The organism is Candidatus Clostridium helianthi, from assembly GCF_045310795.1.
Taxonomy (GTDB): Bacteria; Bacillota; Clostridia; order Clostridiales; family Clostridiaceae; genus Clostridium; species Clostridium helianthi.
Map to the genome: position 1 here is coordinate 1 of NZ_JBJIAB010000002.1, position 13,955 is coordinate 13,955.

Here is a 13,955-nt window from a genome sequence, read left to right on the forward strand (position 1 = left end):
ACACTTGGGGTGATTTTCCTTTTTTAAATAACTTAAAACTAGAAAATTAGCTATTTAGCAAATATGAAATTTGCTCATCTAAATAAAAAATAGCCTTCCATAATATAATACAGCAGTTATATATTATGAAAGGTACTTTTATTAAACTTCTATAATCTTATTTATATTCCCTAAGTGAAACACTTTATGATTTTCCTTTAAACGAACTTTTGCATTTTGGACATGTAATAGACATTTTTCCTTTTCCTCTTGGTACTCTTAATTTTTGCTTACAATTTGAGCAAGTATAGTATTTATAGGTCTTTAATGTTTTTATTCTATTTATATTATTCTTGAACCACATTACTATTTTATTTTTAATTTTTAAATACTTATAATTCTCATTTCTCCTCTTATATATATTTCTTGAAAATATCCTAAACATACATATCATTGCAGGAGTATATGCTAATATTACTAGAAATCTTAAATTATTTGGTACGAAATTCATTACCAACAACAGTATAAAAGATAAAACAAGTAATGCTTTGGATAATTCATCTCCACCATATCTTCCAAACATAAATCTTCTTAACCTATCCATGGACTTCACCTCTCTTGAATTCTATTAATATAAAATATAGTATAATTAATAAGATCTATCAATATTTATATTATTAATAATCCATTAATTTTTTAGTATATACATTCGTAATCAAATCCCTCAAAATTTTACAACCTATTAGTTTAAATATAAACTCACTTTTTTACTGGAAAATATAATCAATTCATTAAGTTATAAATCATTTCATCTATAGCACATAAAATAAAGTAACAGTCTAAAAGCTATATTAATACTTCTTATAAAACACGAAACAAAATAATGCTATGTTAGGTATATCGCAAACATTTTACTAATGCAGGATAATGAAAAATATGCTTACGAACATTTTTTATTCTTTACTGTTAGTATTATTATAAAAAAATAATACAATATACCGATTATTATTTTCAAATAATATATCAGTATATTGTATTAAAACTTTTCTCACCATATTTTTATAGCTATTAAATTGCCCATTCTGTTCAGTAGTAAAATCATTTAAATTATTGTTGAAACTGCATTAGCAATTGCTGTTGCTTCTACATCTTGATATGATGAATCTGCACATTTTTTAGCTTCATTTGTATTTGTTATAAATCCTAATTCAACTAAAACAGCTGGCATTGTAGTATTTCTACATACAAATAAATTACCATCTTTAGCACCTCTATTTATAGCCCCTGTGCTATTTGTAAGAGATGATGCTATGGATGAAGCTATATTCATGCTTTTAGAAAGCCTATCGTAACTATATCCGCCACCAAAACTTTCATCTTGTGATCTTGAGCTGTAATAAACTTCAACTCCTCTTGCTGATTCTGCATCAGCTGAATTGTGATGCAAACTTATGAATAAATCAGCCCTTGAATTATTTGCTATATTAACTCTATTAGTAAGGCTTTGAGTAACTCCTAAGACTTCTCTATCAGATGATTTCCTAGTCATGATTATTGTATATCCATTTGCCTCAAGCTTTTCTTTCAACTTATCCGCAACCTGCATATTTAAATCTCTTTCAGAATATGTAATGCCATTATTAGTTGAATATGCGCCATCATCACCGCCAAAGTTATGCCCCGGATCTATAACTATGACTTTACCGTTTGTACTTCCAGGCATTCTATCTCCTCTTTTTCCATCTTCACCTATCTGCCATCCATTTATAACTGTATTCTTAGCCATTGCTCCTGAAACAGGCAATAAATAGTAATAGGCATTTCCAGATAAAATCCAGCCTGTTGCCATAGTGCCATTACTTCTTAAATAGTACCATGTTCCATTAAGCTGAAGCCAATTTGTCGCCATAACTCCATTGGAATACAAATAGTACCAACTTCCATCTGGTTTAATCCATCCAGTCAGCATACTTCCATCACTATTGAAATAATACCATTGTCCACTAATTGAAACCCATCCAGTCTTCATTGCTCCACTTGAATCTAAAAAATATTTCCTACCATCAATCAAGTTAAATCCAGTAATCATACTTCCATCTCCTTGAAGATAGTACCACTTATTGCTATCTTTTATCCATCCAAGCTGCATTACTCCACTTGATTTAAAGTAATACCATTTTCCTCTTAAAAGACTCCAGCCTTTTGCCATACTTCCATCACTATATAAGTAATACCAGTTACCATCAGGCTTAATCCACCCAGTAACTTTAGACCCATCTGAGTTGTAGTAGTACCAATTTCCATTTTCAAATCTCCAACCTATTGATGAAGAAATACCTTTACTACCATCCGGCGATGCTGGGATTGGCTTGGTTGCTTCCATTCCAGTTGGAACTGTTGTATTTGTTTGAGGCTTATCAGTTCCTACAGTTTTGCCTGAGTCGTTATCACTACCAGAATTTTTAGAAGTGTCATTATCTGATTTTGATACAATTCCTGCTGAGACTAATAAATCATTATATAATTGATTAACCTCTTCTCCATATGTAAGACTTGGAGCCCACTTTCCACCTAAAGCATTTACCGTTACTACTGTACCTTTTATGGTAATAAAATCCCTTGGGTCATATGAATCACTCCTTGGATATCCATCTACACCTGCATAAAGTGCTAGATGGTCTAAATGTGCTTGAACACCTTCATCCCATGTGTTGAATTTTTGATGAGCATTTGGATCATTATCCAATCCACCAGCACTTATTTTCAATCCACATGGATTATGGTAGCTTTCATTTATAACTCCTCCAAATTTGCCATAGCCTGTTTCCTTTGCAGCTTGCACATATGCTACAGCTGGATTAACATTTCCATGCTCTGGCGAATACTTCCAATATAACTTTGCCAGATTAATAAACGCATCTGTTGCACCTTTTGATTTAGCCCATTGTTCAGCCTGTTTTGCTGTTACTTTCGTCTCTGATACTATCTTAATATCAGTGATAGCAGCTTTTACGCTAGTAATAGGAATTAATATTAAAACTATCACAAAAGCAAAAAATAATGTAGTCGATCTCTTAATAGCCTTCAAAACAGCTTTCCCCCGTTCTATTTAGTTCTAAAGAACAAAAATTATATAGACAAAATTTCCCTAAAAGTAGTTTGTCCATTATATAGTACAAGCTTTTATTCTATTTTAGGTACTAATATATCCAAATATATGGCACTATCTTAAGGAAAATTATCGAATACAATCATAAACTTAGCAACAAGGCTACATAAATTTACATTTTTTATATTCTTTAAATATAAAATTCGCTAAATATTAGTCTTACTAATAATAAATGCTTTTACTAAAACCAACGACTTTGCTAATACATACTCCGATAAATAGATAAAAGCCTTGAAATGTTATTGAATAACACTTCAAAGCTTTTATTTAATACTTATCTACTGTAAATTTTGTAATTATACTATACATATTGATGGTATGAACTCAACTATATCAAACTTTAGTTTTCTCCCTGGATCTTAGTTAATTTAATATAATTACATTTTAAATATTACCAGCAATAACTTCTGCTATTGCTTGAGCTACCTTTTTTTGACTAGCTGGATCAGCGCATCTTGCTGCTTCTTCTTTATTTGTTATAAATCCAACTTCAACTAAAACTGCTGGTATATTGGTATTTCTACATACAAATAAATTTTGTTCCTGTCCACCTCTATTATTTAAGCCAAGCTTATTAGCAATATTATTATTTATAAGAGTTGCCATTTGCTTACTTCTTTCTATTCTATTGCTATCTAGTTTTCCCCCAAACTTAGAGTCTTGGGCTTCTGAACTATAAAGAGTCAGAACGCCTTTCGCTGTCTCCCCAGCTGAATTGTGATGTACGCTTATAAAGAAATCTGCATTAGCATTATTTGCAACATCAACCCTATGAGTAAGACTCGCAACTAATGAGCCATATGAAGGCTGCTCACCAAGATTTCTCGTCATTATGACATTATATCCTCTATTTTGAAGTTCTGTCTTTAACTTATCTGCAACTTGCATATTTAGAACTGTTTCACTGTAAGTAACTCCATCAATAGTACTTTCAGCACCATAATCTTTGCCATAATCATGTCCTGGATCTATTACTATAGTCTTTTTACCATTTGAAGAATTACTTCCTGCTGAAGGGCTATTTCCTGAATTATCTTCATCGTCTTGATCTGTTGGAGTATTGTTTCCTGAACTATCTTCATCATTTTGATTAGATGAAGATTGCTTTTTCCCATCAGAGCCAATCTTAAATCCATCTATTGTTGTATTAGTAACCATTCTTCCTGTTGAAGTATCTAGATAATACGAATCTCCATTAGATGTAACCCATCCTGTCGCCATTGTACCACTGTCTTTTAAATAATACCATGCTCCACCAAGATTAATCCATCCTTTCGCCATAGCTCCGGTTTCATACAAATAATAGTAAGTTCCATTATCAATAATCCATCCTGTTGCCATACTACCATCTGTATTAAAGTAATACCAGTAATTGTTTAATTTCATCCAACCACTAGTCATGGTTCCGTTATCATTAAACATATACTTCTTATTGTCTATATTTTTAAGACCAGTTACCATGCTTCCATCGCCTTGAAGATAATACCACTTAGCATTTTCCTTGAACCATCCAGTTTTTATCTTTCCACTTTTCTCAAAGTAATACCACTTATTATTTATCTTTGTCCAACCATTATAAGTAGCCATAGCTCCAGAATCATTTAGATAATATAATCCTGATCCATCAAATTGAAATCCAGTTTCCATGGCACCTGAATCCTTTAGTAAATACCAGTTATTATCTACTTGCCTCCAACCTTTTGCCATAGCACCTGATTTATCTATATAGTACCATGTTCCATTATCTTTTATCCAGCCAGTTGTCATTTTACCATCTTCATCATTTAAGTAATACCAATTTTTATCTGGTTTAATCCAACCGACTGCTTTGGTAGTATCTGATTTGTAGTAATACCAAGCTCCATTCTCATACTTCCAACCAATATTTGATGTTATACTAACACTATTGTCTACAGTATCATTTGCACTTTGAGGTTTATTCTCTGTAATAATATCAGATGCATTTGGTGCGCTAGGCTTACTTTCAGGAGTTGCTGGATTTGGTGACGCATTTGATGGTTGATTATCTGGAGTTTTACCATTATCTTTTGGATAATCTATTCCAGCATAATCCATTAAATTTTTGTATAATGCATTAACTTCTTCTCCATATGTAGCACTAGGTGCCCACTTTCCACCCAAAGAATTTACCGTAGTTGCTTTACCCTTAATTGTCACAAAATGTCTTGGATCATACGTATCTTTTCTTGGATATCCATCTGCTCCTGCATATAGAGCCAAATGATCCAAATGTGCTTGTACACCTTCATCCCAACTTTCAAATTTTTGATGTGCATTTTTATCAGTATCGCCTCCACCAGATGGATTTTTAAGTCCACATGGATTGTGATAACTTTCATCTAGAACACCACCAAAATTACCATATCCAGTCTCTTTTGCTGCTTGTACATATGCGATTGCTGGATTTACATCACCATGTTCTGATGCGTATTTGAAGTAGAGATCTGCTAAATCAGCAAAAGTATCTGTTGCTCCTTTAGATTTAGCCCAACTTTTTGCTTGCTTTGCAGTAACCTTACTTTCTGAAATTATTTTAAAATCAGTAGTTGCAGCTTGTGCACTTAATCCTGGAATTAAACTTAATACAACTGCAAATGCCAAAGCAAATGTTGTAAATTTCTTTTTAATATTCAAAACAGTGTGCCACCTCCTTACATTTGATTTTAACAAAAAACGTCATGGCATTAAAGGCAAATTTGAAAAAATGTGGACTTTTTTAGAATAAAACCACAGTTATTGTTTTTTATCAATAAATTTCATAGCTTTAATCAATTTTTAATATGTAAATGTGTTAATTAATTACAATCATATATCTGTTTTATAGTAAAACTATATCTAGAGTTCTAATAAAACACATTATCAGATATGCTTAGAATATATAAGCTGAATTATAATGTATATATATCTTCAAACAAAAATATTTTATTGCACATAATTAAAAGAGAGCCTGTTTTAGTGCTCTCTTTTAGTGACTATGGTGTCTCCTACAACCTGCAAGATCGCTCTTACAGTCATTTAGGTTGTCTATTAAATTGTCTACTAATTTATCTGTAAGACACATTTGGTTACATAACAGCTTTTCGTTAGTATTGATTAAATGACAAATAAAATTTTGGTTAGTAAATGCATATAGAAATAATAGTACCGTTACTAAACGACTTAACACGGCTTCTTGATTTCCTACAACCATTGTAGACAAAGTTAGGTCACTAATTGGTTCATTACAATTTGCTCCAAGAGTGTTTGCTCCGGGACTTTCAAAGCCAGGATCACAATAGTTACAGTTACTCATTCTCTTCCTCTCCATGTACAAAGATTTTATATAATAATAATATGAGTAATCTTGTCGTTTTGTTACTTTATAAATAAAAGTATTATTATTTAATAAATACATAATAATAATTTGAACAATATATTTTATCAGAAGTATAGATTATAACTGCTAGATATGTTAGATCGAAAGGAGAATTTATGCTTAAATTATTATTTGCGAACGCTGCAATTCTTATATCTTTTTTATATTTAGGGAGCCACATACTAAATGATGAATTTATAAAATCAAATTCTAAAGTAAAATTCAAATTATGCTTTGGCATGCTATCTGGTTTATCTGGATGTGTACTTATATTTTATGGAATTAATTTGACTCACAATACAATAATAGATTTTAGAATTATTCCTGTTATAATCACTTCAATTTATGGAGGATTTATATCAACTTTTATAAGTGTATTTATAATAATACTATTTAGACTTACTTTCTTTGGAATAAATTATTCTTCTTTAATTACTTCTGGAAATTTATTTATATTACTAATAATTTTTACTATTATATCAAGATATAAGATAAACTTTTCAAAGAAATATTTTTTGATGACTATAGTTAACATAATATCAACAATAATTTGGATTTCATTAGTTTTAAAAGATATGAATCTTATACTCCCTGCTCTAGGAAGCTTTGTTATTTCTATAATAATGGTTTCTACTGTAGTTTATTACGAATTAAACTACATTTCCAAAACTAATAAAATGTATAAAAAACTCAAAGTAGACTCGAGAAAAGATTTTCTTACAGGGCTTAATAATGTAAGAGCATTTAATGGACTATTAGATAAAACAATTAGAAACACCTTACAAAAGAAAGAAAACTTGTCAATTCTCATGATAGATATTGATTTTTTCAAACATATTAATGATACCTATGGACACCATTCTGGAGATTTAGTATTAAAACAACTTAGCAAACTTTTAATTAATTCTTGTAGAACTTTCGATATTGTCTCAAGAAATGGTGGTGAAGAATTCACTGCAGTTTTACTAGATTGCAATTACAAACATGCAGTTGATATTGCAGAAAAGATAAGAAAAAATGTAGAATGCAATACTTTTAAACTTGACAATAATGCCACAGCAAAAATAACAGTTTCCATTGGAATTAGTTCTTATCCTGATATAACAAAAAATATAAATACTCTCTTAAGCAAAGCTGATAATGCATTATATTTAGCAAAGCGCACAGGAAGAAATAAAGTATGCTAAAATGAAACTGAGATTCAGGTGTAGATTAAATTCACCTGAATCTCAGTTTTATTTAAGTAATAAATCTGCCGTTAGATTTAAAAGCATCATCTATATTCTAAGTATTTTAAAAGCAATATTTGATTTATCAGAAAAAATTGTGTAGTTGAATAAAGTTTTGTTTTATTTTCTCCTACTGAAATTGGATGTGTATAGAATTGAAGGCTAATATCGCTGATAGAAGCTAATTCATTATTTCCAACCTGAGTAATAGAAATAATTTTCACATCTTTTTCCTTTAACTTTTGCGCAAACTCATTCATAAATAAATTGTTTCCGGATAAAGATAATAAGAAAAAAATATCTTTTGAAGATAAAGCATCTAAAATAATGTTAGTTTCTTCCTTTCCCTCTATGACATAGATTAGCTTATTGCCAAAAATCATACTACGCTTTAAATCTTTTGCTGCATTTTTTTGTACTGCTCCAGATCCATAAACATAAATTTTATCTGCCTTCTCAACTAATTCAAATACATCGTAGAAATCTCTTTCTTTCATAATTTCCATGGTCTTCTCAATATCTTTATATGTTTTTTCAATTTCTTTATTATCGAATGAATTTCGCTGCTTGTCTTCCCATTTTAAATGAATTTTCATTTCACTATATCCTTGTAATCCTAATTTATGTGTAAAACGTAAAATAGTTGTATGAGAAACATTACATTTAGAAGCTAATTCTTGTATTGACATGGTTTGGCACTCTTTTTTATGGTGTAAAATATACTTCCATATATACAAATCACTTTCATTTAATTTTTCATAATTTTCATCAATCAACGTTTCCAATTTCATGCTTTTCTTCCTTCTTATTTTTTTGTGTTTTATATTCCATATATTTCAAAAATAATATTTCAATTAAAATAAAGTATGATGTTAAAGATTCAAAATCTATGTCATTATAGATACTTGGTATAAGAGCTGTAGATGTATATAGATTATAATCACTTAATTTAGCTAAAGAATTATCTTTTAACTTTGTTATTGATATAATAGGAATATTTTTAATTTTCAAATTTTTAGCAAAATCCATAATAAATTGATTCTCACCTGATACTGAAATAATTACGAAAACATCTTCATCCGTAGCCAAATCTACTATAGCATTTGCTTCAGTATAACCGCTTAAGTCATAAAATATTTTTCCAGCAGTTAAAAAAGTACGCTTAAATTCTTTCTTTATGGACGACTGTACCATTCCAATTCCATACACATAGAGTGTTCTGGATTTATCAATCAATTCAAAAATATCTGTGCAATCCTTTTCCTTTATATTTTTTATTACTTCACTATAGGCATCGCAAACAGCCTCTACATTATTAACATTCTCTTTTGACTTTTCATTATCAAGCTTTAAATAAACCTTTAATTCCCCATATCCCTTTAGTGATAATTTTTGTGCAAATCTAAGAATAGTCGTTCTAGAAACATTACATTTATGTGCTAATTGATCTATTGCAAGAGTTTCACACTCTTTTCGGTGCTTAGAAATATAATTCCAAATATATAAATCATTTTCATTTAATTGCTTATGGTACTTGTTTATAAGTTCATCTAGTTTCATAATATTCCCCACCACTATTTTCTACTTTGTTTCATGTTTCTTTAAATTCTACTCTATAATTTATCTTTTGTCTATTATTGTAAACACTTAACGAATTAATTCTCGAATTTAGTTAGAATAAAAACTAAAGGTTAATATATCTTTTCTGAAAAAAAGAGAAACAAGTCCTCTTGAACTCATTTCTCTTTTTTACATAATATAAATAAAGTTTTATAAGCTATTGTTTTTTTATTGATATCTCTAATATATTTTAATTATTTTAATTCTGGCCAATAACCTTTATTTGCCTCAATTAAATCATCCAATATTAATTTTGCAACTCTTGCACTTGGTACTGTCTTTGAAAGAGTAAGTGATTGCCATAACTTTTGATAACTTCCTTCTATCCATGCTTCTACTGCTAATTTCTCTACACTTACTTGTTGTTCCATCAATCCCTTTTGGAACTGAGGAATATTCCCTTGACATATCCTTTCATAACCATTGCTTCCAACTATACATGGTATTTCAACCATTGCAGTTCTATCGAAGTTTTCTACGGCCCCTTCATTTGGAACTATAAGTAAGAATCTTTCCCTTGTATTTTCAGCTATTGCACATGCTAAATCTACAATATATGTTGCATGGGCATCCACTTCAAAACCTCCGTCTTTGCTTGTACCACTTTCAATAATTTTCTTACATATTCCAAATACATGTTTTTCTCTTCCATCCATTACTTCATTTGCACGAGTATATTCTCGATTCGAAGTTTCAACCACATAATCTGGGAATAAATAATATTTTAAATATGTGTTTGGAATTGTTGTTGGATCTACTGCAAATATATCTCTTGCCTTTTGGAAAGTGTGTACCCAGCTTTCATCTACATGTTGATTTGTATCTGATAATGCATCTGCAAATCCATTTGCTGCCATATGTTCTTTAATTTGCGGCATTAAGTCATTTCCATCTTTATCATAAATCTTTGACCACCATCCAAAATGATTTAATCCATAATAAGATACTTGCATTTCTTTTCTTGATTTAAGGCCACACATACTTGCCATTTTTTCTTCTAAATCAATTGGCATATCGCAAATATTTAATATTTTTGAGTTTGGTCTTAATCTTCTTGTTGCTTCTGCCACTATAGCTGCTGGATTTGAATAATTTAACATCCATGCATTTGGTGAATACTTTTCCATATAATCTAGTATTTCGATAACTCCTCCAATAGAACGCATTCCATATGCAATCCCTCCTGGTCCACAAGTTTCTTGTCCTACCACTCCATATTTTAGTGGAATCTTCTCATCTTTCTCACGCATTGCATATTTTCCAACACGGATATGAGCTAATACGAAATCTATATCACTAAATGCTGTTTCTGGATCAGTTGTATATGCAAATTCAATTTCTGGAGCATGTTCTTTTAAGTGAATTTCACATGCCTTTGCCACAATTTCTTGTCTACTTGCATCATTGTCATAAAATTTAATAGATCTAATTGGAAATCTGTCCATGTGTTCTAATAGCATAAGTACAATTCCTGGTGTAAACGTACTTCCTCCACCTGCTACTGTAATTGAATACTTCTTCTTTGCCATTTTTCTTCCTCCAAAACCTGCTTATTTTTTGCTTTTTTCTCTTTTCTGAGTACATAATACACCTGAGAAAGGCGCCTTACAATATAGATGAAGCCTTTAGGGAAATAAGCATTTCAAGTGTATTTCTTAACATTTTCTGTGACTTTTCACAGGAAATTTCTGTTATAAAATTATATTTTTTAACTAGTTGAAATTTAAAACTAGATTTTACATAACGCTGAATCCTTCAATGATATATGATTTATAAAATAAAAAGCCGACCTCTGCTACGCAGAAATCAGCTTTTAATTTATTTAAAAATATTGTTTGTTGCACGTTAATTCTAAAATTAGCAGATAAGCAAATGCATACTAATTTATCACTATAATTACACTGAAATAGTGCTAAAAGCTTTATTCCGTTTAGTTTTAAGACATTCTTTAACCAAGAATTATATGCTTTCAATGTTTAATCAATAAAAATACAAGTGAAATTATATACCATACATTTTTAAGCTTAACTTCTCCACCTATCTTTACAGTAACGCTTCAAAGTCTTCTCTTACTCGTGCAACTTTCAATCCAACAATAACTTGATAGGATTTTCCATTTACAGAACATCCATGAGCTCCAATAGATTTAAAATAAAGATCATCCTTACAAAGAGCTGGATCCTTTACATTTACTCTCAAACGAGTTGCACAATTTGTAACATCAACAATGTTATCTCTTCCGCCTAATCCAACTAAGATATTTTCTGCAAATACTGCCTTACTACTATCTTTTAAATCACTTTTTTTCTCTCTATACTCTGCTTTTGAATGAAATTTTATATCTTCTTCTTCATCTTCCCTACCAGGAGTTTTAAAGTTAAATTTCAAAATTAAGGTCCTAAATACTATGAACCAAATTCCTGTAAAACAAAGTCCTATAGCAAACTGGAGTAAATATTGGACCCAATGATTTCCCATTAGAGGAATCCAATTTAAAGAAGCCATTTCAATAGCTCCACCAGAGAATATTCCTACAATCCCCACAAGATACATAGTTGTTGAAATTGTTGCTGCAAGTAGTGCATGTACTACAAATAGCACTGGTGAAATAAATAAAAATGTAAATTCAATTGGTTCTGTTACACCACACAAAATTGCAGTTAATGTAATAGGTATTAGTAACGCCAATACCTTTTTTCTCTTTTCAGGTTTTGCTGTTGCATAAAATGCTAATGCAATACCTGGACATCCAAAAATTTTAGAGTATCCTGTAGCTGTAAATCCTGCTTCTGGTAATAACGATTTCAAAGAGGCTTTGGAAGCCGCTATTTCTGGTAACTTTGTTGCCCAGTAAGAATAAAGACCTCCTGGTACTACAACATTATCATAATAAAACGGAGAATACAGTATATGATGTAATCCAAATGGAATTAAAGCACGTTCTAAGAAAATGAACACCCATACACCTAATGCCCCTGCACCTTTTACAAAACCTTGAAAACTATGCATTCCAAGTTGAATTTTAGGCCATATAAATGCTGCAAGAACTGCTACTGGAATCATAACAAAGAATCCAATCATAAATACAAATGTAGATCCGCTAAACGTTCCCAACCATTCTGGTAATTCAGTATCAAAAAAACGGTTATGTAAATAAATTACAAGTCCTGAAATGAGTAATGCACCAATCATTCCCATGTCCAATGTCTTAATATTGGCTATCATGGTAAGACCGCTAGTTCCTCCTACTTGAGCAGAGAAATCAACTCCAAAAAATTCGCCCCATTGTGAAATGATAGTACTTAGAAAATAATGAAATGTTAAATATAATACGAATGCCTCCATACAACATCTTGCATTTTGCTTTTTTGCCATTCCGATTGGAAGTCCTACTACAAATAATAATGGTAATTGATTAAATACAGTCCAGCCACCCTGTAAAACTACATTCCAGCATTTAAACCACAAGTTGCTTGGATCTGCTAATCCTCCCATAATTGTCTGTGTAGTAAATAATGTTCCTATACCAATTATAATACCTGCAAATGAAAAAAGTAGAACAGGTGTAAACATCGCTCCACCGAATTTTTGAATTTTCTGCATCATTTTTTTCTTCATCCTTTCTCTGTTTTCTACAATTTCATGTTAACATTATCATTTTTCATTATCAATATTCTGTAGTACTTTAGGAATTAAACTAATCTTTATGAAATTTTTCACTTTTTACGTGAATTTTCACACTATTATGTAATACTATTGCTTTTAAATAAAATATAAGTAAAATTAACCTATATTATACTTAATACACCTTAGTTGAATCTTGTGATTTTATTTTACGCATTCTACTTAAGAATACACATATCAATAAGAAAGTTGACTAGTATAATTCATTGTAATTATGTTAACATTATATAATTATATAATAATTAGAATACACGAAAGAGAGGTGAATGACTTTTTGAAGATTATCGTTTAGAAACATGTTCTTTCTATATATCCCAATAAAGTAGAATATATCTAAAAATATCTTTAATATAGTCATATATTTATGTTTAATTTTTTTAAGAAACCATTAACTATAATTGCTCCTATTTCAGGAAGAACTATAGATCTAAGCGAAGTTCCTGATCCAGTATTTGCAGACAAAATGGCAGGTGATGGAATCGCAATTAATTCCACTGGTGATATAGTTGTTGCACCTTGTGACGGTACTATATCATTAATAATGGATAGTGGACACGCTTTCGCAATAACAACTAGCAGTGGAATTGAATTATTAGTTCATGTAGGCTTAGAAACTGTTTCATTAAACGGTGAAGGATTTGAAATCCTAAAGTCTGTTAACACTAAAGTAACTGCTGGCACACCTATTTTAAAACTGAACAGATCGTTTATTGAGTCCAAAGGTATATCATTAATAACACCAGTTTTAGTAGCTAACCATGATAAATTAAAAGAATTAAATCCAATTCTTAATAAAGAAGTTTGTCACGGCAAAGATATAGTTATGGAATGCAAATTGTAAAAAACATCAAATTAAAACACTTTATATTATGGTTATAAATCAGCTATAAATAAAAAA

General features: G+C 30.4%; 10 protein-coding genes. 2 read left to right on the forward strand and 8 right to left on the reverse strand.

The window, feature by feature from the left end:
- Positions 1 to 184: 184 nt before the first annotated feature.
- From ACJDTP_RS01800 to ACJDTP_RS01815, 4 genes are all read right to left on the reverse strand, one after another.
- Positions 185 to 583, reverse strand: a complete 399-nt coding sequence (locus ACJDTP_RS01800) for a hypothetical protein (protein WP_103698914.1) — start codon at positions 581 to 583, stop codon at positions 185 to 187.
- 498 nt (positions 584 to 1,081) lie between these two features.
- Positions 1,082 to 3,067 carry an N-acetylmuramoyl-L-alanine amidase gene (locus ACJDTP_RS01805; RefSeq protein ID WP_406760309.1) on the reverse strand — a complete coding sequence of 662 codons (1,986 nt, stop codon included), beginning with the start codon at positions 3,065 to 3,067 and terminating at the stop codon, positions 1,082 to 1,084.
- 465 nt (positions 3,068 to 3,532) lie between these two features.
- Positions 3,533 to 5,803 carry an N-acetylmuramoyl-L-alanine amidase gene (locus ACJDTP_RS01810; protein ID WP_406760310.1) on the reverse strand — a complete coding sequence of 757 codons (2,271 nt, stop codon included), beginning with the start codon at positions 5,801 to 5,803 and terminating at the stop codon, positions 3,533 to 3,535.
- A gap of 331 nt (positions 5,804 to 6,134) precedes the next feature.
- Positions 6,135 to 6,461, reverse strand: a complete 327-nt coding sequence (locus ACJDTP_RS01815) for a hypothetical protein (protein WP_012060854.1) — start codon at positions 6,459 to 6,461, stop codon at positions 6,135 to 6,137.
- A gap of 179 nt (positions 6,462 to 6,640) precedes the next feature.
- On the opposite strand from ACJDTP_RS01815, the gene ACJDTP_RS01820 reads away from it, so the two are divergent.
- Entirely contained in the window at positions 6,641 to 7,711 is a 1,071-nt protein-coding gene (locus tag ACJDTP_RS01820) for a diguanylate cyclase (protein ID WP_406760311.1), read from the forward strand.
- 86 nt (positions 7,712 to 7,797) lie between these two features.
- Here ACJDTP_RS01820 and ACJDTP_RS01825 read toward each other — a convergent pair whose 3' ends face one another.
- From ACJDTP_RS01825 to ACJDTP_RS01840, 4 genes are all read right to left on the reverse strand, one after another.
- Entirely contained in the window at positions 7,798 to 8,544 is a 747-nt protein-coding gene (locus ACJDTP_RS01825) for a MurR/RpiR family transcriptional regulator (protein ID WP_406760312.1), read from the reverse strand.
- Positions 8,522 to 9,313, reverse strand: a complete 792-nt coding sequence (locus tag ACJDTP_RS01830) for a MurR/RpiR family transcriptional regulator (RefSeq protein WP_406760313.1) — start codon at positions 9,311 to 9,313, stop codon at positions 8,522 to 8,524. Before ACJDTP_RS01830 ends, ACJDTP_RS01825 begins: the two co-directional genes overlap by 23 nt.
- 254 nt (positions 9,314 to 9,567) lie before the next feature.
- Positions 9,568 to 10,902, reverse strand: a complete 1,335-nt coding sequence (locus ACJDTP_RS01835) for a 6-phospho-alpha-glucosidase (protein WP_406760314.1) — start codon at positions 10,900 to 10,902, stop codon at positions 9,568 to 9,570.
- A 514-nt stretch (positions 10,903 to 11,416) separates the two neighbouring features.
- Positions 11,417 to 12,979, reverse strand: a complete 1,563-nt coding sequence (locus ACJDTP_RS01840) for an alpha-glucoside-specific PTS transporter subunit IIBC (RefSeq protein ID WP_406760315.1) — start codon at positions 12,977 to 12,979, stop codon at positions 11,417 to 11,419.
- A gap of 442 nt (positions 12,980 to 13,421) precedes the next feature.
- On the opposite strand from ACJDTP_RS01840, the gene ACJDTP_RS01845 reads away from it, so the two are divergent.
- Entirely contained in the window at positions 13,422 to 13,898 is a 477-nt protein-coding gene (locus ACJDTP_RS01845; protein ID WP_406760316.1) for a PTS sugar transporter subunit IIA, read from the forward strand.
- Positions 13,899 to 13,955: the final 57 nt, after the last annotated feature.

Coding starts and splice junctions, on each gene's coding strand:
- ACJDTP_RS01825 (WP_406760312.1), bottom strand. CDS start 8,544: ATGAAATTGGAAACGTTGATTGATGAAAATTATGAAAAATTAAATGAA.
- ACJDTP_RS01840 (WP_406760315.1), bottom strand. CDS start 12,979: ATGATGCAGAAAATTCAAAAATTCGGTGGAGCGATGTTTACACCTGTT.
- ACJDTP_RS01830 (WP_406760313.1), bottom strand. CDS start 9,313: ATGAAACTAGATGAACTTATAAACAAGTACCATAAGCAATTAAATGAA.
- ACJDTP_RS01800 (WP_103698914.1), bottom strand. CDS start 583: ATGGATAGGTTAAGAAGATTTATGTTTGGAAGATATGGTGGAGATGAA.
- ACJDTP_RS01845 (WP_406760316.1), top strand. CDS start 13,422: ATGTTTAATTTTTTTAAGAAACCATTAACTATAATTGCTCCTATTTCA.
- ACJDTP_RS01820 (WP_406760311.1), top strand. CDS start 6,641: ATGCTTAAATTATTATTTGCGAACGCTGCAATTCTTATATCTTTTTTA.
- ACJDTP_RS01815 (WP_012060854.1), bottom strand. CDS start 6,461: ATGAGTAACTGTAACTATTGTGATCCTGGCTTTGAAAGTCCCGGAGCA.
- ACJDTP_RS01835 (WP_406760314.1), bottom strand. CDS start 10,902: ATGGCAAAGAAGAAGTATTCAATTACAGTAGCAGGTGGAGGAAGTACG.